The sequence below is a fragment of the Mesorhizobium sp. M1348 genome, assembly GCF_040317925.1.
Taxonomy (GTDB): domain Bacteria; phylum Pseudomonadota; class Alphaproteobacteria; order Rhizobiales; family Rhizobiaceae; genus Mesorhizobium.
Genome location: NZ_JAMYLH010000006.1, coordinates 292,870 through 312,938 on the forward strand (window position 1 = coordinate 292,870; position 20,069 = coordinate 312,938).

Sequence of the window (20,069 nt, forward strand, 5' to 3'; positions counted from 1 at the left end):
GAACGGCACCGCACATGAACTGGCTGCTGGATCTCGCTCCCGACGAATGGAATGCGGTCCGGCTGTCGATCAAGGTGGCGACCGTGGCGATGATTGCCAGCCTGCCGCCAGGCGTGGCGATCGCCCTTGTGCTCGCCCGCGGCCAGTTCTGGGGCAAGACACTGCTCAACGGGCTGGTGCATCTGCCGCTGATCATGCCGCCGGTGGTGACCGGCTATTTATTGCTTCTGACTTTCGGCAAGCGTGGTCCGGCCGGGGCCTTCCTGGCCGAGCATTTCGGCATCGTTTTTTCCTTTCGCTGGACGGGCGCCGCGCTCGCCTGCGGCGTGATGGGTTTTCCGTTGATGGTGCGGGCGATCCGGCTGTCGATCGAAGCGGTCGACCGCAAAATCGAGGCGGCCGCCGGCACGCTCGGCGCCAATCCGCTATGGGTGTTCGGCACGATCACGCTGCCGCTGATCCTGCCCGGCCTGATCGCCGGCGCGATCCTCTCCTTCGCCAAGGCGATGGGCGAATTCGGCGCGACGATCACCTTCGTCTCCAATATCCCGAACGAGACGCAGACGCTGCCGTCGGCGATCTACACTTTCACGCAGGTTCCCGGCGGCGACCCCGGCGCGCTCAGGCTGACGCTGATCTCGATCGTCATCTCGATGGCTGCACTCGTGGCCTCGGAAGTGCTGGCGCGGCGCGTCGGCCGGCGGATGGACATCGAATGACGGTTCAGGTCGACATCAGCCACCGGCTTGGCGATTTCGCCGTCAATGCCCGCTTCGAGAGTGCCGGGCGGCTGACTGCGCTGTTCGGGCCGTCCGGCTCCGGAAAGACGACGCTTATCAATTTGATTGCCGGGCTGATCCGCCCCGACAAAGGCCGCATCGCGGCCGAGGGCCGCGTGCTGGTCGATAGCGATGCCGGCCTGTTTGTGCCAAAGCACAAACGGCGGATCGGCATGGTGTTCCAGGATGCGCGGCTGTTTCCGCATATGAGCGTGGCGAGCAATCTGCGCTATGGCCGTTGGTTCACGCCGGCTGCCGAGCGCTACGCGGATATCAATGGCGTGGTCGAACTGCTCGGGATCGGCCATTTGCTCGACCGGCGGCCGGCAAAACTCTCCGGTGGCGAGAAGCAGCGCGTGGCAATCGGCAGGGCGCTGCTTGCCAGTCCGAAATTGCTGCTGATGGACGAGCCGCTGGCGTCGCTCGACGAGGCGCGCAAGGCCGAGATCTTGCCTTATATCGAGCGGCTACGCGACGAGACGAAAATTCCGATCGTCTATGTCAGCCACTCGATCGCCGAAGTGGCGCGGCTGGCGAGCGACGTCGTGGTGCTGATGCAGGGCAAGGTCGCTGCTTCCGGTCCAACCGGAGCGATCATGCAGCGTCTGGATCTATTGCCGGCCGAAGAGCGCGGCGAGGGCGGTGCCGTGCTGGATGCCGCGGTTCTGCGCCACGACGAAGCCTTTGGCATGACGGTGCTAGGCTCATTGGCGGGCGAGATCCGGGTGCCGCTTCTGGCAACGCCGGTCGGTGCGCCGGTGCGCGTCCGCATCCGTGCCCGCGACGTGATGATCGCCACCGAGCAGCCGGTTGGCCTCAGCGCGCTCAACATACTGCCGGGCACGATTGTGGCGATAGAGCCGGGCGAAGGGCCTACGGTCGAGATTGGCCTCGACTGCAATGGCGCAACCGTGCTTGCCCGCATCACCGAACAGTCGCGGCAGACGCTGCGGCTTCGGCCTGGTCGAAAGGTTTTCGCGGTGGTCAAGACGGTCAGCTTCGACCGGGCGAATACCGGCGCCGGCTTGCCGGCCGAGGCGGATGGGTGAACGGCCGATGATTCGCTATATCGTTTTAGAATAGCGGTATCGCTGCAGAACTTGTAGAATAGCGTCACCGCGGAGGAGCAAATGCCGTCGCTGAGTTTGCGGATAAATCTCGATCCAGATGGCCGCCTCGGGCCGGGCAAGATCGAGCTTCTGGAACAGATCGCCGCCTTCGGTTCGATTTCGGCCGCGGCGCGCGGTATGGAGATGTCTTACAAGCACGCCTGGGATCTGGTCGAGGACATGAACCGTGTGTTCGGCAAGCCGCTGGTTGCGGCACAGACGGGCGGCAAGAAAGGCGGTGGCGCCCAGTTGACGTCGGTCGGGCTTGCGGTGGTCAGCCGCTTCCGCGCCATCGAGCGGGCTGCTTCTTCAGCAGCGGCGGCACATATGGAGGCGCTGCAGGCCGAGATCGACGCTGCGTGAACTCGGCGGAATTCATGCCGCGCTCGATCCCTGCTACTCCTCAGGCTCGCCCGGCTTGCGCAGCAGATAGGTGTCCATGATCCAGCCTTTTTTCCGACGGGCCTCCTCACGAGTGCTCACGATCTTGTCGCCGACGTCGCCAATCCGGCCCGAGATGACGATCTCGTCGGGCGTCCCGAGATAGGCGCCCCAGTGGACGGTGACGTCCTTGTCGTCCAGCGTGTTGAAGGCGCATTTTCCGTCCAGCATGACGATGGTGCTGCCGACGTTTTCGGGCAGACCTTCCTCGGCGAGCCGGCGGCCGGTGGTAATCAAAATGGCGTCGCCGATGCGGTTCAATGCCATTTTGTGGCTGGCTGCGAGTGCCTGGATGGCGGTGATGCCGGGAATGACCTCCAGCTCGAATGCGACATTGCCTCTGAGGCGCACGCGCTCGAGGATGCGCAGCGCGCTGTCGTAGAGCGAAGGATCGCCCCAGATCAGGAAGGCGCCGCAACCATCTTCGGGGAGTTCGCCGCGGATAAGGCCTTCGTAGATCGCGGCGATCGCCTCGTGCCAGTCGCCGACGGTCGAGCGGTAGGAAGGCGCCGGCTCGGCGCGCACCGGCACCTCGAATTCGACACGGCGCGAGTTCGGATTAATGACGAAGTGGTCGCAGATCTGGCGGCGCAATTCGGCGAGATCGTTCTTCTTGGCGCCCTTGTCGGGAATGAACAGCACGTCGGCCCGATTGAGGCCGTTAATGGCCTGGACCGTCATGTGCTCCGGATTGCCGGCGCCGATGCCGATGACAAGAAGCTTGCGCATGGGCGAACTCCTGCCCGATCGGGATCGGCGTGTCTAGACCGACATGACATGCCGGCAGGCGCTGGCGCGTTTGCCGAAAGGCTTTGAAACGCCACATTGAACGGCTAGAGTCATGTTGGCATTCTCGCCGGGGGAGTTTCCATGTTCCGTTACGTCCTGACCGCAGCGCTGGCGCTCTCGGCTACGCCCGCACTCGCCAATGATTCGGTCGCCGAGCTCGGCACCGGTGGGCTGATCTTGTCGCGCAGCGATGCGGTGGCGATGGAAAGCGAGGATCTCTACATCTCGCCGGAAAAGGTGGCGGTCGATTACGTCTTCCGCAACAACACCGACAAGGATGTCGATGCGATCGTCGCCTTTCCGATGCCCGACATCGAAGGCGACCCCGAAGAAATACCGGCAATTCCGGAGGCGCAGAGCGACAATTTCCTTGGCTTCGAAGTGACGATCGACGGGGTGCCGGCAAAGCCGCAGCTCGAGCAGAAGGTGTTCGCACTCGGCATCGATATCGGTGCTGACCTGAAGGCGCAGGGCGTGCCGTTCTATCCGTTCGGCGATGCGGCCAAGGCCGCGCTGGCAAAGCTGCCGCAAGCGGTCGCCGACGACTGGGTCAATCGCGGCATCATCATCGAGGACACCGCCGACGACGGTTCGGGCATGAAGACCGTCTACACGCCGTTTTGGCAATTGCGCTCAACCTATTGGTGGCGCTCGACCTTTCCGGCCAACAAGGCTGTCCATGTCTCGCATCGCTACAAGCCGAGCGTCGGCGGCACCTCCTCGGTCAGCTTCTTCTATGACGGCCAGTTCCAGGGCCAGTATGCCGCCTACAAGACCCGCTACTGCATGGATGGCACGTTCGAGAACGCCGTGCGCAAGGCAGCCAAGGACGATCCCGACGGCTACCCCAAATATTTCGAGAACCGCATCGCCTATATCCTGACCACGGGCGGCAACTGGGCGTCGGGAAACATCGGCACGTTCAAGCTGACCGTCGACAAGGGCGATCCGAAGAACCTGGTCTCGTTTTGCGGCGAAAACGTCAGGAAGGTCGGACCGACGACGTTCGAGATGAAGGCGCAGAACTTCTACCCCGAGCACGACATCGACATATTGCTGCTGGAGCCATCCGATGGCGGGAACGGCGGCTGATGGACCTCGCGATTTATGTAGCCATCGCCGAGAATGGCGTGATCGGGCGCGAGGGTGGGTTGCCGTGGCGGCTTTCCACCGATCTCAAGCGGTTCAAGGCCGATACAATGGGCAAGCCCATCATCATGGGCCGCAAGACCTATGAAGGCATCGGCCGGCCATTGCCGGGCAGGCTCAACATCGTGGTGACGCGGGACAGGGCCTGGCGCGCCGAGGGCGTCGAAGTCGCGCACTCGATCGAGGACGCGATCGCGCTGGCGACGGTGCGCGGGCGCTGCATGGCCGGCGCGGACGAGATCTGCGTCATCGGCGGCGGCGAGATCTACGCTCAGGCGCTGCCGTTGGCCGATCGGCTGCACGTCACCCATGTGCTGGCCGCGGTCGACGGCGACGCCCATTTCCCGCCGATCGACCCGGCGCTGTGGCGGATCGTCCGCTCGCAGGAGGTGGAGGCTGGCCAAAAGGACAGCCATGCGACACGCTATTCGGTTTACGAGCGGCGCCGCGACGTGAATTGAAGACGACAAAGCGTCGCGACAGGTCTAAATGGACCCAAAGGCGGACTGTGACGGCAGCCGATCGCGTTGAAAGCGTGCCGTTGCATACCTATAGAAGAATAATATTGGATTTTGCGCCGGCGAGCCGGCGCTTGAGGGAATTCCAAGCGAAAGGACATTCATGCCCTGGAACGACAAGAGCGGCGGCGGCGGCCCGTGGGGCGGCGGCAACAATCAGGGACCTTGGGGACAGGGACCCAAGGGACCCAGCGGCCCGCAGGGCTCGCCTCCCGATCTCGAGGATATCATCCGGCGCGGGCAGGATAGGTTGCGGCGCGCGCTGCCGGGCGGCGGTGGCGCGAGCCCGGCCGTGTTCGGGCTGATTGCTGCGGCGCTGGTGGTGCTATGGGCGTTCAAGGCGGTCTACACCGTGCAGCCCGACGAAGTTGCGGTGGAGCTCAGGTTCGGCAAGCCGAAGGCGGAACTCTCGCAGCCTGGCCTGCATTTCCATTGGTGGCCTATTGAAACGGTCGAGACCGCCAACATCGCCGAGCAGCTTGTCAGCATCGGTGGCGGCAGCACCAGCGGCAATGGTCTGATGCTTTCCGGCGATCAGAACATCGTCAACGTGCAATTCTCTGTGGCCTATCAGGTTTCCGACCCGAAGGCCTATCTGTTCGACGTGTCCGACCCGGGCGGCATGCTGCAGCAGGTCGCCGAAAGCGCGATGCGTGAAGCGGTCGGCCGGCGCCCGGCGCAGGACATTTTCCGCGACGACCGGCAAGGCATTGCGGCGTCGGTGCGTGAGATCATCCAGACGACGCTGGACGGCTACAAGGCCGGCCTCAACGTCAATGCCATTTCGATCGAGGACGCCGCGCCGCCGCGCGAGGTGGCAGACGCGTTCGACGAGGTGCAGCGCGCCGAACAGGACGAGGACAAGTTCGTCGAGCAGGCCAATCAGTATTCCAACCAGAAGCTCGGCCAGGCGCGCGGCGCGGCCGCGCAGATCCGCGAAGACGCGGCCGCCTACAAGAACCGGGTCGTGCAGGAGGCCGAAGGCGAGGCGCAGCGCTTCATCTCGGTCTATGACGAATATGCCAAGGCGCCGGAAGTGACGCGCAAGCGGCTTTACCTGGAAACGATGGAGAGGGTGCTGAAGGATTCGAGCAAGGTCATTGTCGAGCAAGGCAACGGGCAAGGGGTCGTTCCCTACCTGCCGCTGCCGGCATTGCAGCAGAAGGCGCCGGCACCGGCCACCGGAGGAAACCAGTGATGGCCAACCGTCTTCCCGTCATTGCGGTCATCGCCGCGGTCATCCTGTTCCTGCTCTATTCGTCGGTCTTCGTCGTCAATGCGCGCCAGCAGGCGCTGGTGCTCAGGTTCGGCGAAATCGTCGACGTCAAGAACCAGCCGGGCATCTATTTCAAGGCTCCATTCTCCTTCTTCGATGCCGACACCGTGCAGCTGATCGAAAACAGGGTCCTGCGCTTCGACCTCGACAATATCCGTGTCCAGGTTTCGGGCGGCAAGTTCTATGAGGTCGATGCCTTTATCGCCTATCGTATCTCGGATCCGCGCGTATTCCGCGCCGCGGTCTCCGGCCAGATCGAACTGGCCGAGGCCCGGCTTAGGACGCGTCTCGACGCCGCCTTGCGCCGCGTCTACGGCCTGCGCGACTTCGAAGCGGCACTTTCGGAAGAGCGCGCCGTAATGATGCGCGAGGTGCGCGATCAACTGAGGCCCGATGCCACCTCGCTTGGCCTGCAGATCGAGGATGTCCGCATCCGCCGCACCGATCTCACGGCCGAAGTCTCGCAGCAGACCTTCGACCGCATGAAGGCCGAACGTCTCGCCGAAGCCGAGCGGCTGAGGGCGCGAGGCAATGAGGCAGCGCAGCGGATCAGGGCTCGCGCCGACCGCGAAGTGGTGGAAATCGTCGCGGAAGCGCAAAAAGAGTCTGAAATCCTGCGCGGTGAAGGTGAAGCCCAGCGCAGTGCCACGTTTGCCGCGGCCTATCAGCGCGATCCGGCCTTCTTCGATTTCTATCGGTCGATGAATGCCTATGGCACTGCGCTGAACAGCACCGGAACGACGATGGTGCTGTCGCCGAATTCCGAGTTCTTCCGCTTCTTCCGCGACCCGGACAGCAAGGAAACGCCTGCGGCACCGGCACCACCGCCAGCGCCGGCCGCTCCCGCCGCGCCAGCGGCACAGCCGGGCACCGGCCAGTAGGGCCGGTGCAGGGGAAGCCGGCGTAACGGAGGATTTATCCTCTGGCGGTAGCCGTAGCCGCAAACGTGCCTTATTTCTTGCCAACATGACGCGACGCGGCGTTTTTGCCGAAGCGCTTTTTTAGAACACCCGGAGGCCTTTCGATGACATCCACCACCCTTCTGCGTGCAGCGAGGCGGACGTTCATTGCCGGGGCCGCTGCGCTTCTGGTCGGCGCCGTTGCCGTTCCGTCTTTCGTGACGCCGACAGTGGCAGCCGACGGGCCGCCCTCGGTTGCCGATCTCGCCGCCGGGCTGCTCGGCGCGGTGGTCAACATCTCGACTTCGCAGACGGTGAAGGGCACTGAGGGGCCGGGCGCGGTGCCGATGCCGCAGCTTCCAGAAGGCTCACCCTTCCAGGACTTCTTCGACGATTTCTTCAAGAACCGTGGCGGCGACAAGGGCGGCGGCGGACAAAAGGTGCAGTCGCTGGGCTCCGGCTTTGTGGTCGACGCCGAGCAGGGCATCGTGGTGACCAACAACCACGTCATAGCCGATGCCGACGACATCGAGGTGAATTTCTCCGACGGGGTGACGCTCAAGGCGACGCTGGTCGGCACCGATACCAAGACCGACGTCGCGGTGCTGAAGGTCGATCCGAAAGGGCACAAGCTGACAGCGGTGAAGTTCGGCGATTCCAATACGATGCGTGTCGGCGACTGGGTGATGGCGATCGGCAATCCGTTCGGTCTCGGCGGCACGGTGACGGTCGGCATCGTCTCGGCGCGCAATCGCGACATCAATTCCGGCCCGTATGACGACTTCATCCAGACCGATGCCGCGATCAACCGCGGCAATTCCGGTGGACCGCTGTTCAACAGCAGCGGCGAGGTCATCGGCATCAACACGGCAATCATCTCGCCGTCGGGCGGCTCGATCGGCATCGGCTTCTCGATCCCGTCGCAGCTTGCCTCGGGCGTCGTCGACCAGCTTCGCCAGTTCGGCGAGACGCGGCGCGGCTGGCTCGGTGTGCGCATCCAGCCGGTGACCGACGACATTGCCGAAAGCCTGGGCATGGCGACCGCCAAGGGCGCGCTGGTTGCCGGCGTCATCAAGGGCGGGCCGGTCGACAACGGCACAATCCAGGCCGGCGACGTGATCATCAAGTTCGACGGCAAGGACATCCATGAGATGCGCGACCTGCCACGCGTCGTGGCGGAGAGCCCGGTCGGCAAGGCGGTCGACGTGATCATCGTGCGCAAAGGGGTCGAGCAGACCGTCAAGGTGACGCTCGGCCGGCTCGAGGACGGCGAGAAGCTTGCCAGCGGTGGTGAAAACGGCAACACCGACCAGGACGATGCCGACAAGGCGCCTGCGGTTTCGACGGCTGCCGTGCTCGGCATGACGATCGGCGAGCTCAACGACGAGACGCGCACGAAATTCGGCATCGCCGCCGACATCTCCGGCGTCGTCGTGACCGACGTCTCAAAGGATTCGGCAGCGGCCGAACGCGGCATCCAGCCGGGCGAGGTGATCACCGAGATCGCGCAGGAATCGGTCGCGACGCCCAAGGACGTCATGGATCGGATCGGCGCGCTGAAGGAGCAAGGGCGCAAGAACGCGCTTTTGATGCTGGCGTCGAAGACCGGCGAGCTGAGGTTTGTGACAATCCGGATGGATTGAGTCCAGAAGAGCCTGCAACACTCTGATCTTGAAAAGAAAAAGGGCGGCTAGCGGGCCGCCTTTTTCTTGCTTGCCAGTCCGTGCGTGACAGCCTGTAGAAGACATGTCGCCTGAGTGCGGTGTGGCTGTCCGGAACGCCGGGATGGTCGAAATCGGAGGCCGGGTCGGCGGTCATGCGCAGGCGCTCCATGACGGCAGTGGACCGGCTGTTATCCTTGACTGCGAAGGACACGATTTCGTCGAGGCCAAGTCTTTCAAAGCCATAGGTGAGCCAGGCTTCGGCTGCTTCGGTGACATAGCCGCGGCCCCAGAATTCTGGTGCCAACCGCCAGCCAATCTCGATCGTGCCGGGCGGCAGGAATGGCAAATGATCGGTTCCGGTTATGCCGACGAAGCCGATGCATTCACCTGTGGCTGCGATCTCAGCGGCCGCGAAGCCGAAGTCGGTGCGATCGATAGCCGCGCGCAACTCCCCCATCTTAGCGTCAGCCTGGGCGCGGTCGCGGCGAAACGGAAAGAATTCCATGACGCGCTCGTCGGAATTGATGCGATGGAAGAGCTCGCGGTCACGATCTTCCCAGTTGCGCAGGATCAGGCGCTCGGTGCGGATCGGCGTCATTCGACAAATTCTTCCCAGCGATAACCCTGCAGATAAAGCAAGGCGGTGAGGTCGCCGTGGTCGATGCGGATCTTTGCCTCAGCCGCCACGGCCGGCTTGGCGTGCAAGGCGACGCCGATGCCGGCAAGACGGATCATGTCGAGATCGTTGGCGCCGTCACCGACGGCAATGGCATCGGCAGGCGTCAGGCGGAGGCGGGCGGAAATCTCGATAAGGGCTTCGGCCTTGGCGGCGCGGCCGAGGATTGGCTCGGCGACCAAGCCGGTGAAGCGGCGATCCTGCTCGATCAGGCGGTTGGCGCGATTTTCGTGAAAGCCGAGCAATGCTGCGACGCGGGTGGTGAAGATGTCGAAACCACCGGAGATCAGCGCTGTCCAGGCGCCGCTGGCCGCCATTGTCTGGACGAGCGTGCGGCCGCCGGAGGCCAGCGTCAGGCGATTGTCGATGATGCGGTCGATGATTGCGGCATCAAGACCCTTGAGCAGCGCCACGCGCTCGCGCAAGGCCGGCTCGAATGCGATCTCGCCGTTCATCGATCGCGCGGTGATGGCGGCGACGCGATCCTTGACGCCGATCTCGTCGGCAAGCTCGTCGATGCATTCCTGGTCGATCATCGTCGAATCCATGTCGGCGATCAGGATCTTCTTGCGCCTGTTCTCAGCTCGCTGGACGGCCACGTCGATCGGTTCGGAAGCAAGTGCGGCATGCAGGCGCGCCGTCATTTCGGAAGCTTCGGCGGTCTCCGGCAAATCGAGCTCGCAGGCGATGCCTTCGGCCAGCCAGCGAACAGCGCTTGCGCCGACCGCCCGCGAGGCCATATTCGCTAGCGTCGGCGTCAATGCTTGGCCGGCGGGATGGGATAGAAGCGTGGCGATCAGCGGCATCGAAAATTCCAGCGGACAGGCGGGCGAAGGGCGCGTGAAGAACGCGATCCTGATAGCCGGGCCGACCGCCAGCGGCAAGTCGACGCTCGCACTCGACCTCGCCGAGCGCAATGGCGGTGTCATTGTCAACACCGATTCCATGCAAGGCTATTCGGTGCTCGACGTGCTGACGGCGCGGCCTGGTCCTGCCGAACTCGCCCGCGTCCCCCACTGTCTTTATGGACACGTCGATCCGTCCACCGCCTATTCCACGGGCGCCTGGTTGCGTGATGTCACGAAGCTGATCGACGACGGCACGCTTTCGGAGCGGCAGGTGATTTTCGTTGGAGGTACCGGGCTTTATTTCCGGGCGCTCACGGAAGGTATCTCGGAGATGCCCGACATTCCGAAATCGATCCGTGATCGCTGGCGCTACGAGCTCCAGGAACAGGGCGCGGTGAGATTGCACCGCATCCTGTTGCGCGAGGATTCTGCGGCCGGCATGATGCTGAGGTCGACGGATGGCCAGCGCATCGTGCGGGCGCTGGAGGTGCTCGACGCGTCGGGCCGTTCCATCCTGGACTGGCAGGCCGCGCGTGGCCGGCCGTTGATCGACAGGAGCAGCGCGCGCTTTTTCGTCATCGAGCCGGAGCGAGCGGCACTGGTGGAGCGAATCGATGCCCGCTTCGATCGCATGCTGGACAAGGGGGCACTGGACGAGGTGAAACAGCTTTCAGCGCTCGGCCTCGATCCCGACCTGCCGGCGATGAAAGCAATTGGTGTTCGCGAGCTTCAGGCCGCGCTGGCCGGCGCCATCAGTTTTCCCGAGGCTATCGAGCGCGCGAAAATCGCGACGCGGCAATATGCCAAACGGCAGGCTACCTGGTTCAGGCACCAATTGGGCCCGCAATGGCAGAGATTGCGTCCTGGTGAGGGGATCGACTCGATGCTCTCACCCCCTCCTTCGAGCGCAACCTGAAAAGCCGACACCGAGGGGACATTTCGCGTTGAAGTTGTCCAGGTTAACTGTCCGTAAGCTCCCGCATGCCATAAAATCGATGGGAACTTTCCAACGGGGAGCAGATGCGTTTCCACAAGGCGGAATCAGCCTTTTTCGTCTTTATTTTTGTGATCCTGGCCGCCGGCCTGGTGACGCTTTACGCCTATGGGCTCCTGCAAACCCTGGCCGCCGACATTCGCAATACGCCTTCGGAACTCGATGAAATCGTCTATCTCAACAAGCTGCTGTTTGCGACCGGCGTGCTGCTGGCGACCGCGCTGTTCTTCGGCATTTTCTTCATTTATCCGCTGATCCGAAAGCAGGCGACGGAAGAAGGCAAGCTGCGCGCCATGACTGTTTCGCTCAGCGCGCGCTCGGAGACGCTGGAGCATGCGGCGCTCACCGACAGCCTCACCGGCATGCAGAACCGGCGCTACTTCGACGATGCGCTGAAGGAATATCTCGAAGAGTTCCGCCGCATCGAGAAACCAGTCGGGCTGATGATCCTCGACCTCGACCATTTCAAACAGGTCAACGACAGCCACGGCCACGATGTCGGCGACGAGGTGTTGCGGGCCGTCGCCAACTGTCTCAAGGACATGACACGCTATCACGACGTGGTGGCGCGCCTGGGCGGCGAGGAGTTCGCGGTGGTCACGCCCAATATGGACGCCGAGCTGCTATCCAAATTCGCCGAGCGCATCCGCAAGGCGATCGCCAACATGTCGGTGCTGACAGGCAATGTCCGACTGAAGATCACCACCAGCGTCGGGCTTGCCGTCTGGGACCGCAAGGAAACCGCCGAGGAGTTCTATCGCCGCGCTGACCGCCAGCTCTATGAGGCAAAGAGGCAAGGGCGCAACCGCGTCTGCGCCTGAAATCCCGTCATTGAATTCGATGCTGGCCGTCTGGTATCGTTTTCTGCGTTTCCGGTGCACGCAGACCGATGTCACCCAGTCAAGCTGAGATGCTGCCTTTGCGGGGCTTGCCGGGAATAGAGGTGTTCCGTGACTATATCCGATCTCTCCGATCTTTACCGGGGCTATATTGCATGCCTGAACAAGCAGGATTGGCCAAATCTGGGGCGGTTTGTTCATGATGAAGTGACCCACAACGGTCGCAAGCTCGGATTGTCCGGCTATCTCGAAATGTTGGTGAGAGACTTCGACGAAATTCCGGACCTTTACTTCGACATTCAGCTATTGGTTGCCGATCCGCCTTATATAGCGAGCCGGCTAAGCTTCGACTGCGCGCCAAGGGGAACGTTCCTTGGGCTCGATGTAAGCGGGAAGAGAATTTCGTTTGCCGAGAACGTATTCTATGAGTTTCAGAGAGAGAAAATTCGCCAGGTGTGGTCAGTCATAGACAAGGCAGCCATCGAAGCTCAGCTTTGATATCTGCGGCCGCACCGATGAGGTCTGCCTAACAGTCGCCCGACTCATTCGTTTTGCGGACGTAGCCCGAAGGTCGCCGGCTTGAGGCCGTAGCGTAGGTCGAAATCGTCGTTCCGCTGGGTGCGTGCGGCTGGCGGTTTGCGATAGTCCGAATCGCCGGCCTGCCGGCCCGAATCGACGACTTCCGCGAACGGCATTGCCTGTTGTGATTTCGGCACGTTGCGCAGCCGTTCGACGATCGCCACGAGGTCGACCTCGTCGCCGGTTTCGGACGGCAAGGCGTCCTCGCGCTTGGCCGTGCCGGGGATCAAATCCTCGGAGAGCTTTTCAAACTTCATCCGCATCGTCGTCGCCACGCCTTCCCCGAAGGCGATGGCCTCGCGCTGGCCCATGGAAGACAGGAACGCCAGCGTCGAAGCCGAGGAATCGGCGATCGCCGACCGGATGATCGCCTGGTCCTGCTCGTTGGCGAGCCGCATGGCAAAGAACGTCGAGCACTGCGACAGGATGGTCGGGTCGAGCTCGCCCGGGCGCTGGGTGACGATGCCAAGATAGCAGCCATATTTGCGGCCTTCCTTGGCGATGCGCGACAGCGCGTGCCGCGTCGGCGCGAAACCGAGGCGCGGATCGGCCGGCATATAGCGATGCGCTTCCTCGCACAGGAAGAGCAGCCGCAGGCGGCCTTCGCTCCACAACGCCAGGTCGAAGGCCAGCCGCGCCAGCACCGAGCATACGGAATTGACCACCTCGGATGGCATGCCGGCCATTTCGAAGCAGGTCACCGGGCGGCCGTGATGCGGCACGCGGAAGATGTTGCCGATCGTCTCGTGGATAGTGTCCTCGATCAGGCGTGAGTTGAACATGAACCGGTAGCGCGGATCGGATGCCGCCGATTCGATACGTGTCTTCAGTGACCTGAGGGTCGGGCGATCGTTCTTGCTTTCCAGCAATCCCATGCGCTCGTCGACCAGCTTGATGAGGTCGGCAATGCGATAGGGCACCGGCGCGTCGGCGGTCAGCGCGTCGGTGCTGCGCCGTAGGTAGTTGCCGGAGTTCGGATTGCGGTAGAGGTTCTTGGCCGCGGGAATGAGATCGCGCAAGGCGTCGACCTCTTCCGGGACCGTCTCGCGGCCGCGAAACAGCACCTCGGCAAATTCCTCGAGCTTGAACATCCAGAAGGGCAGGTCGAGAGTCGTCGAATCGACCCTGACGCAATATTCGGGCAACGACGCGGCGAACTCGTTGTGTGGATCGAGGATGAGCACGCGCAGGTCGGGCCGGGCGGCGATCGACTTGCGCAAGAGCAGCGACACGGCAGTCGATTTGCCGACCCCGGTGGTGCCGACAATGGCGAAATGCCGCGCCAGCGTATCGTCGATGGCGATATTGGCGTCGATGGCCTCGTCCTGCGACAGCGTGCCGATGGTGATCGAATGACGCCCGGCGAGATCGTAGACGGCCTGCAGGTCGCGGCTGCGGATACGATGGGCAATGGCGCCGATATGCGGATAGGTCGTGATGCCACGGTCAAAGACCGGCTTCGCGCCGGGTTCGGCACCGTCGCGCACCTCGCCGATCAATTCGATGCTGACCTCGATCGGATTCTGGCCCTCGCTGCTCCAGGCACGATCCAACTTGCCGATTTCGTAGACCAGGCCGACGGTTCGTGATGTGCCGAGATTGATCGAGATCATCTTGCCGACGCTCCACAGGCCGGTGACCGTGCCTTCGATATCGTCGGCATAGGCGCTGATGGTGGCGCGCGCGCCGTCGCATTGCACGACATTGCCTAGAATCCGCTTGTCGTTCTGCTCCGCCCTGCGGCGCTCCAGCAAAGTCGGTTCTCCAATGGAGGCTTCGCGTTCAACGAGCATGGACAGGCCGATCCCCTTTTCCCAAGCGATGAGCCTAGGCGAACGGGGTTAAGGTGGGATGAGGCCGGATGGTTTAGCGGACATTAAGGAGTTTGCGAAAACTGGACGAAACGGCCGTTGCTCCGTAGAAAAATTTCGATATATTGGATTAATGGATGATATAGCGAACGATATTTCCTCGACCATCGGCAGAAGAATACATGCCGAAAGGGTGGCTCGCAGCTGGTCCCTGGCTGAATTGGCGGAGCGGTCCGATGTCTCGAAAGCCATGCTGAGCACGATAGAGCGCGGCATGACGAGCCCGACGGCGGCACTTCTTGTACGCATTGCGGCCGCCTTCGGCATGACGCTTTCCACTTTGATAGCAAGGGCGGAATTGCAAGGCGGTGGCCTGCTTCGCGAACGTGACCAGCCGGTCTGGCGCGATCCGGCTACGGGCTATGTGCGGCGGCACCTTTCGCCGGTCTCCGACATGCCGCTCGAACTGATCCGGATCCAGTTGCCGGCGGGCGCCAAGGTAAGTTTCCCGGCGGCGTCCTATGCCTTCATCAGGCAACAGATATGGCTGATCTCCGGGCGGCTGGAATTCACCGAGGGCGACATCGTTCACAGGCTCGAACCCGGCGACTGCCTGGCGCTCGGCGCGCCATCCGATTGCGTCTTTCACGCTCCGGGGCCGGACGCCGCCGACTATCTGGTTGCGTTGGCCAGGAGCTGAGGTGAAGGCGCGCCGTCCGAAACGCTCCGACAATGGTGGTCCGCCGCTCGACGACTATGACGGTCCGCCCTGGGGCAAGGGCGACCCCTATGTCTTTCTTGCCTGGCGGACCGCCCATGCCCAGGCATGGAAAGTGCCGAGCCGCGAGATCATGCTGATGCGGCTGGACAAAGCCGAGCGGCTGGGCCTGACCTATGAGGAATACACGCTCGAACTGCTGGAACGCGGGCGACATCTGCAAGAGGAAGACGCCGAGCGTATCGCGGAAATCCGCCGGGCCAGGAAGCGGAAGCGATTCAGTCATTTCGACTGACGGTGCAGATCATGCTGCCGCTCGATTCACCGTCGTTGCGACAGAGGAGACCAAATGGATTCAGTAGAAATCAACCTGATCAGCAATACTGACGGAACGCAAAAAATGCTGGTCGATTTGCTGATCGGGACGGTTCCCGCCGGCGGCTCGGTCAGCTTCATGCACCCGCTGGCGACGGAGATAGCCGCAGCCTTCTGGAACAAGTCGCTTCAGGCGGCCGCCAGAGGCGAAAGGGTGGTGCTGGCTGCCTGGAACCGCGAGGCTCTGGTCGGCACCGTCACCTTGCTGCTCGACTGCCCTCCCAACCAGCCGCACCGGGCCGAGATCGCCAAGCTGATGACCCGCCTCGATTATCGCGGCAAGGGCATCGCAACCCGCATGATGGAGGCGGCGGAAGCTGTTGCCGTGGAGAAAGGCCGCACGCTGTTGGTCCTGGATACTGCAAAAGAGGAGGGGGCTTCCGGCCTCTATGAAAAGCTCGGCTTCACGCTGGCCGGCGAAATACCGGATTATGCGCTGAAGCCGCATGGCGGGCTGACAGGCACCCTCATCTACTGGAAACGCATCGGCCGGACACCGTGATGGCGACAACGATGCACCTTTGCAACACCCGTCAAACCATCGCGGGCGTGGAAAGAATAGCTCTTGCGTCAAATTGGCGGCGAGCTTAGAGAAGCCGCCCATTCTGATCCGTCGTCCTGAAAGGAGACCTGTCAATGACCCGGCGATCCAGATCGACACATTCCGTGCCGACGCTGGAATTGCGTGCGGCTGACAGGGTTCCAATCAGGATGAACGGCCATGGCAAAGTCCATGATCCAGCGCAGGCAGGACGCCGAGCGCGAACGCATTGAAGCATATGCCGTAACGCTGCGGCGGGTTTTTCCCGTCCCGCGTCCCGCTCCGGATTTCGAGCGGGCGCTCGACGAGGCACGTCGGGGCTTTGCCGGCATGGCGATCCGCGACGGCGCGCTGTGGCGTCCAAAGCTGAAGACGCGCGACCCCGCGCGGCTGCGGCTGGCCGCGGCGCGTCATCTCTATGCGCGCTACCCGGTTACAGCCGCGCTCGAGGGGATCTGGCTGGACAGCTCGGGGTTGAATGCCGGCGAGATTGCGCTTCGCAAGGCTTGGTATATCGCAGTGGCGCGTGGTGACTCGCCTTACAAGGCGGGCGCCTGTGCGTGGCTGTCTCGCAAGGAGGTGCATTGCTTCTTGAACTTGCCCGGCGATTTCACGTTCGACGAGGCATTTTGGGTGGCAATCGCCCGGTCCTACACGGATGATTCCGGGTTGGCGGCCCGACTTGCCAAGTCGAAAATCGCGCGCACGCCACGTAAGGATCTGGCCTTCTGGCGCGAGGTGACACGGTTCTTCTGCGGGCAGCCCGCGTCGAAGGAGGAGATCGACGATCTATGCGACTATATCAGCGCCGTGCACCAGCGCTATGCGGCGTACAGCGTGAAGGGTCGCACGCTCGCCTCGCTGCGTCGGCAGATGTTGGACTGGCATCGCGACATTGCCGTGATCGAACGCATCGAGGCAATGCGCCGCCGCGCTGCCGGGCGGGCCACGCGTACTGCCGGGACGCAGTCGCAGGGTCGCGCCTGGCACGGCTCGCGCCTCGACGACTGGGACTGGCAGCCGTCGACCAAGGAGGCAAAGGCGCATGGCGAGCGCTTCTTCGTCCGTCAGTTGAAGACGGCCGAGGATCTGGTCGCCGAGAGTCGGGCGATGCATCATTGCGTCTCGATATACGCGGCCAAATGCATCGCCGGCAATGCCTCGATCTGGGTGCTGCGGCGCTCGGCGCTCGGCAAGATCGAGCGGTTGCTGACGATCGAACTCGACCCGCAAAACCGTGCGGTGCAGGTGCGCGGTTTCGGCAATCGTCTCGCCTCGCTCGAAGAGCGCAAGATCATCGAGCGCTGGGCCAAGGCGAGGGGTGTGGTGCTCTGGGCCTGAAACGGAAGACCCGCGCGGCGGAAAGGCCGCGCGGGTGCACAATGGGCGGATGTGCCGACGTCAGGCCAAGTGCACATTCGCCGTTGACAGCGGCGTCAAACCAATTCTATTGTCCGCGACCATGAAAAAGGCACTCATTCTCGTAGGAAAGCGCGTGGGCAAGGCGGTGTAACCGCCAGGCGATGACCTCCCATGCGCAAGACACAGGCTCCCTCGGGGGCCTTTTTTATTGCCCGAAACACGACTAAACGACCAGCAATCGCCCGATGGCGAACAGTACGGGACCAGACCGATGAGCAGTGGACAGAATGAGCGGCGCGAAATGACAGGCGCCGAAATGGTGGTGCAGGCGCTGAAGGACAATGGCGTCAAGCATGTTTTCGGCTATCCGGGCGGCGCGGTTCTGCCAATCTACGATGAAATCTTCCAGCAGGACGAGGTCGAGCACATCCTCGTCCGCCACGAGCAGGGCGCCGGCCATGCGGCGGAAGGCTATGCGCGCTCGACCGGCAAGGCCGGCGTCATGCTGGTGACCTCAGGGCCGGGCGCCACCAATGCGGTGACGCCATTGCAGGACGCGCTGATGGATTCGATCCCGCTGGTCTGCCTGACCGGCCAGGTGCCGACTTCGCTGATCGGCTCGGATGCGTTCCAGGAGTGCGACACGGTCGGCATCACGCGGCCCTGCACCAAGCACAACTGGCTGGTGAAGGACGTCAACGAGCTCGCGGCAACGATCCACGAGGCCTTCCATGTGGCAACCACAGGGCGCCCCGGTCCGGTCGTCGTCGACATCCCGAAGGACGTGCAGTTCGCCAAGGGCATCTATGTCCCGCCGCAGACGGCGCCGCGCACCAGCTACCAACCGAAGGTCCAGGGCGATCTGGAAAAGATCAAGGCGGCGGTCGAGCTGATGGCCGGCGCCAGGAAGCCGATCATCTATTCGGGCGGCGGCGTCATCAATTCCGGCCCGGAGGCGAGCCATCTGCTGCGCGAGCTGGTCGACCTCACCGGCTTTCCGATCACCTCGACGCTGATGGGCCTTGGCGCCTATCCCGCGTCGGGCAAGAACTGGATGGGCATGCTCGGCATGCACGGCACCTATGAAGCGAACATGGCGATGCACGATTGTGACGTCATGCTCTGCATCGGCGCGCGCTTCGACGACCGCATCACCGGGCGGCTGACAGCGTTTTCGCCGAATTCGAAGAAGATCCACATCGACATCGACCCATCGTCGATCAACAAGAACGTCCACACCGACGTGCCGATCATCGGCGATGTCGGGCGTGTGCTGGAGGATCTGGTGCGGCTGTGGCGGGCAACCGCCAAGGCCGACAAGAAGGCGCTTCACCCATGGTGGGAGCAGATTGCCAAATGGCGCGCCCGCGATTCGCTCGCCTACAAGATGAACCACGAGGTGATCATGCCTCAATATGCCGTCCAGCGGCTCTATGCGCTGACCAAGGACCTCGACACCTACATCACCACCGAGGTCGGCCAGCATCAGATGTGGGCGGCGCAGCACTACCACTTCGAGAAGCCGAACCGCTGGATGACCTCTGGTGGGCTGGGCACGATGGGCTACGGCCTGCCGGCGGCACTCGGCGTGCAGATCGCGCACCCGGATGCGCTGGTCATCGATATCGCCGGCGACGCTTCGGTGCAGATGACGATGCAGGAGATGAGCGCGGCGGTGCAACACGAGGCGCCAATCAAGATCTTCATCCTCAACAACCAGTATATGGGCATGGTGCGGCAATGGCAGCAGCTGCTGCACGGCAACCGGTTGTCGCATTCCTACACCGAGGCGATGCCGGATTTCGTCAAGCTCGCCGAAGCCTATGGCGGCCACGGCATTCGCTGCGACAAGCCGGACGAGCTCGATGACGCCATCAAGGAGATGATCGGGGTCAAGAAGCCCGTCCTGTTCGACTGCCGCGTGGCGACGCTCGCCAACTGCTTCCCGATGATCCCGTCCGGCAAGGCGCATAACGAGATGCTGTTGCCTGACGAGGCGACGGACGAAGCTGTGGCCAACGCTATCGACGCCAAGGGCAGGGAACTGGTGTAGCCTGGTTCAAGGAAGCTGTGCGAAAACAGCAGATTAGCGCAAAAGATTGAAATCGAGATTCATGTCATGAACGCACAGTTGCAACCGACCGGCTCCGCCTATTTCATCGCCAAGGAGACGGAAAAACCAGAGAACCACACGCTTTCGGTCCTGGTCGACAACGAGCCGGGCGTGCTTGCCCGGGTCATCGGCCTGTTTTCCGGACGTGGCTACAACATCGAGAGCCTGACGGTCTCGGAAACCGAGCACGAAAAGCACCTGTCGCGCATCACCATCGTGACACGCGGCACCCCGCATGTGCTGGAGCAGATCAAGCACCAGCTCGAGCGCATCGTGCCGGTGCACCGCGTCGTCGATCTCACCGTGCGGTCGCAGGAATTCGGACAGGAGCGGCCATTGGAGCGGGAACTCGCGCTGGTCAAGGTCGCCGGCACCGGCGAAGCCCGCGTCGAGGCGCTCCGGCTCGCCGATGCATTCCGCGCCAGCGTCATCGATGCCAACACCGAGCATTTCATCTTCGAGATCACCGGCAAGGGCTCCAAGCTCGATCAGTTCATCGCCATCATGAAACCGCTCGGGCTAGTTGAAATCTGCCGTACCGGAGTGGCGGCGATGAACCGCGGCCCGCAAGGGATGTAGCTTCCAGTAT

General features: G+C 62.9%; 20 protein-coding genes and 1 pseudogene. 17 read left to right on the top strand and 4 right to left on the bottom strand.

The annotated features are described in order from the left end of the window. Positions 1–14 precede the first annotated feature (14 nt). From modB to NKH13_RS13900, 3 genes are all read left to right on the top strand, one after another. Positions 15–719 carry a molybdate ABC transporter permease subunit gene (gene modB / locus NKH13_RS13890; protein ID WP_352466931.1) on the top strand — a complete coding sequence of 235 codons (705 nt, stop codon included), beginning with the start codon at positions 15–17 and terminating at the stop codon, positions 717–719. Then, positions 716–1,828: a molybdenum ABC transporter ATP-binding protein gene (gene modC / locus NKH13_RS13895; RefSeq protein ID WP_352466930.1), complete on the top strand. Its 1,113-nt coding sequence runs from the start codon at positions 716–718 to the stop codon at positions 1,826–1,828. Before modB ends, modC begins: the two co-directional genes overlap by 4 nt. A gap of 81 nt (positions 1,829–1,909) precedes the next feature. Beyond that, entirely contained in the window at positions 1,910–2,251 is a 342-nt protein-coding gene (locus NKH13_RS13900; protein ID WP_352466929.1) for a winged helix-turn-helix domain-containing protein, read from the top strand. Between the two features lie 33 nt (positions 2,252–2,284). Here the strand turns inward: NKH13_RS13900 and cobF are convergent, their stop codons facing one another. Continuing rightward, positions 2,285–3,058 carry a precorrin-6A synthase (deacetylating) gene (gene cobF / locus NKH13_RS13905; RefSeq protein WP_352912803.1) on the bottom strand — a complete coding sequence of 258 codons (774 nt, stop codon included), beginning with the start codon at positions 3,056–3,058 and terminating at the stop codon, positions 2,285–2,287. Positions 3,059–3,199: 141 nt separating this feature from the next. Here cobF and NKH13_RS13910 point away from each other — a divergent pair, with 141 nt between their 5' ends. The 5 genes from NKH13_RS13910 (at position 3,200) to NKH13_RS13930 (ending at position 8,603) form a co-directional block, all read left to right on the top strand. Further along, a complete protein-coding gene (locus tag NKH13_RS13910; protein WP_352912804.1) occupies positions 3,200–4,210 on the top strand; it encodes a DUF4424 domain-containing protein in 1,011 nt (336 codons plus the stop codon). Then, positions 4,210–4,728, top strand: coding sequence for a dihydrofolate reductase (locus tag NKH13_RS13915; RefSeq protein WP_352912805.1), 519 nt, complete (start codon positions 4,210–4,212; stop codon positions 4,726–4,728). The genes NKH13_RS13910 and NKH13_RS13915 overlap by 1 nt, the downstream gene beginning before the upstream one ends. Before the next feature lie 160 nt (positions 4,729–4,888). Further along, the gene (hflK, locus tag NKH13_RS13920) at positions 4,889–5,983 is read left to right on the top strand and encodes an FtsH protease activity modulator HflK (protein WP_292664363.1); all 1,095 of its coding nucleotides are present in this window, start codon (positions 4,889–4,891) and stop codon (positions 5,981–5,983) included. Further along, entirely contained in the window at positions 5,983–6,942 is a 960-nt protein-coding gene (hflC, locus tag NKH13_RS13925; RefSeq protein ID WP_352718976.1) for a protease modulator HflC, read from the top strand. Before hflK ends, hflC begins: the two co-directional genes overlap by 1 nt. 143 nt (positions 6,943–7,085) lie before the next feature. Then, positions 7,086–8,603, top strand: a complete 1,518-nt coding sequence (locus NKH13_RS13930) for a DegQ family serine endoprotease (RefSeq protein ID WP_352912806.1) — start codon at positions 7,086–7,088, stop codon at positions 8,601–8,603. A 58-nt stretch (positions 8,604–8,661) separates the two neighbouring features. On the opposite strand, the pseudogene NKH13_RS13935 reads toward NKH13_RS13930, so the two are convergent. Together NKH13_RS13935 and serB are read right to left on the bottom strand one after the other, a co-directional pair. After that, positions 8,662–9,222 (bottom strand): annotated as a pseudogene (locus NKH13_RS13935) (GNAT family N-acetyltransferase); the annotation flags it as partial. Beyond that, positions 9,219–10,106, bottom strand: coding sequence for a phosphoserine phosphatase SerB (gene serB, locus NKH13_RS13940; protein ID WP_352912807.1), 888 nt, complete (start codon positions 10,104–10,106; stop codon positions 9,219–9,221). The pseudogene NKH13_RS13935 and the gene serB, both read right to left, overlap by 4 nt. Between serB and miaA the strand changes: the two genes are divergently transcribed. From miaA to NKH13_RS13955, 3 genes are all read left to right on the top strand, one after another. Further along, positions 10,096–11,064, top strand: coding sequence for a tRNA (adenosine(37)-N6)-dimethylallyltransferase MiaA (miaA, locus tag NKH13_RS13945; protein ID WP_352912841.1), 969 nt, complete (start codon positions 10,096–10,098; stop codon positions 11,062–11,064). The two genes, serB and miaA, sit on opposite strands and share 11 nt — an antisense overlap. 104 nt (positions 11,065–11,168) lie before the next feature. Next, positions 11,169–11,963 (top strand): GGDEF domain-containing protein, encoded by a 795-nt coding sequence (locus NKH13_RS13950; protein WP_352912808.1) that lies wholly within the window; start codon positions 11,169–11,171, stop codon positions 11,961–11,963. A 129-nt stretch (positions 11,964–12,092) separates the two neighbouring features. Continuing rightward, positions 12,093–12,479 (top strand): ester cyclase, encoded by a 387-nt coding sequence (locus NKH13_RS13955; RefSeq protein WP_352912809.1) that lies wholly within the window; start codon positions 12,093–12,095, stop codon positions 12,477–12,479. Between the two features lie 44 nt (positions 12,480–12,523). Here the strand turns inward: NKH13_RS13955 and NKH13_RS13960 are convergent, their stop codons facing one another. Further along, positions 12,524–14,353 carry an ATP-binding protein gene (locus NKH13_RS13960; protein WP_352912810.1) on the bottom strand — a complete coding sequence of 610 codons (1,830 nt, stop codon included), beginning with the start codon at positions 14,351–14,353 and terminating at the stop codon, positions 12,524–12,526. 151 nt (positions 14,354–14,504) lie between these two features. Here NKH13_RS13960 and NKH13_RS13965 point away from each other — a divergent pair, with 151 nt between their 5' ends. The 6 genes from NKH13_RS13965 to ilvN all read left to right on the top strand — a co-directional run bounded on the left by NKH13_RS13965 (position 14,505) and on the right by ilvN (position 20,059). Then, complete coding sequence (locus NKH13_RS13965; protein WP_352718970.1) at positions 14,505–15,071, top strand: helix-turn-helix domain-containing protein; 567 nt, start codon at positions 14,505–14,507, stop codon at positions 15,069–15,071. Position 15,072: 1 nt separating this feature from the next. Continuing rightward, positions 15,073–15,384, top strand: a complete 312-nt coding sequence (locus tag NKH13_RS13970) for a hypothetical protein (protein WP_352718969.1) — start codon at positions 15,073–15,075, stop codon at positions 15,382–15,384. 54 nt (positions 15,385–15,438) lie between these two features. Further along, the gene (locus NKH13_RS13975) at positions 15,439–15,966 is read left to right on the top strand and encodes a GNAT family N-acetyltransferase (RefSeq protein WP_352912811.1); all 528 of its coding nucleotides are present in this window, start codon (positions 15,439–15,441) and stop codon (positions 15,964–15,966) included. Positions 15,967–16,185: 219 nt separating this feature from the next. Further along, entirely contained in the window at positions 16,186–17,346 is a 1,161-nt protein-coding gene (locus NKH13_RS13980) for a PcfJ domain-containing protein (RefSeq protein WP_352912812.1), read from the top strand. Positions 17,347–17,638: 292 nt separating this feature from the next. Continuing rightward, positions 17,639–19,420 (top strand): acetolactate synthase 3 large subunit, encoded by a 1,782-nt coding sequence (locus NKH13_RS13985; protein WP_352718966.1) that lies wholly within the window; start codon positions 17,639–17,641, stop codon positions 19,418–19,420. 66 nt (positions 19,421–19,486) lie between these two features. Continuing rightward, positions 19,487–20,059 (top strand): acetolactate synthase small subunit, encoded by a 573-nt coding sequence (gene ilvN / locus NKH13_RS13990; protein ID WP_023676680.1) that lies wholly within the window; start codon positions 19,487–19,489, stop codon positions 20,057–20,059. Positions 20,060–20,069 lie beyond the last annotated feature (10 nt).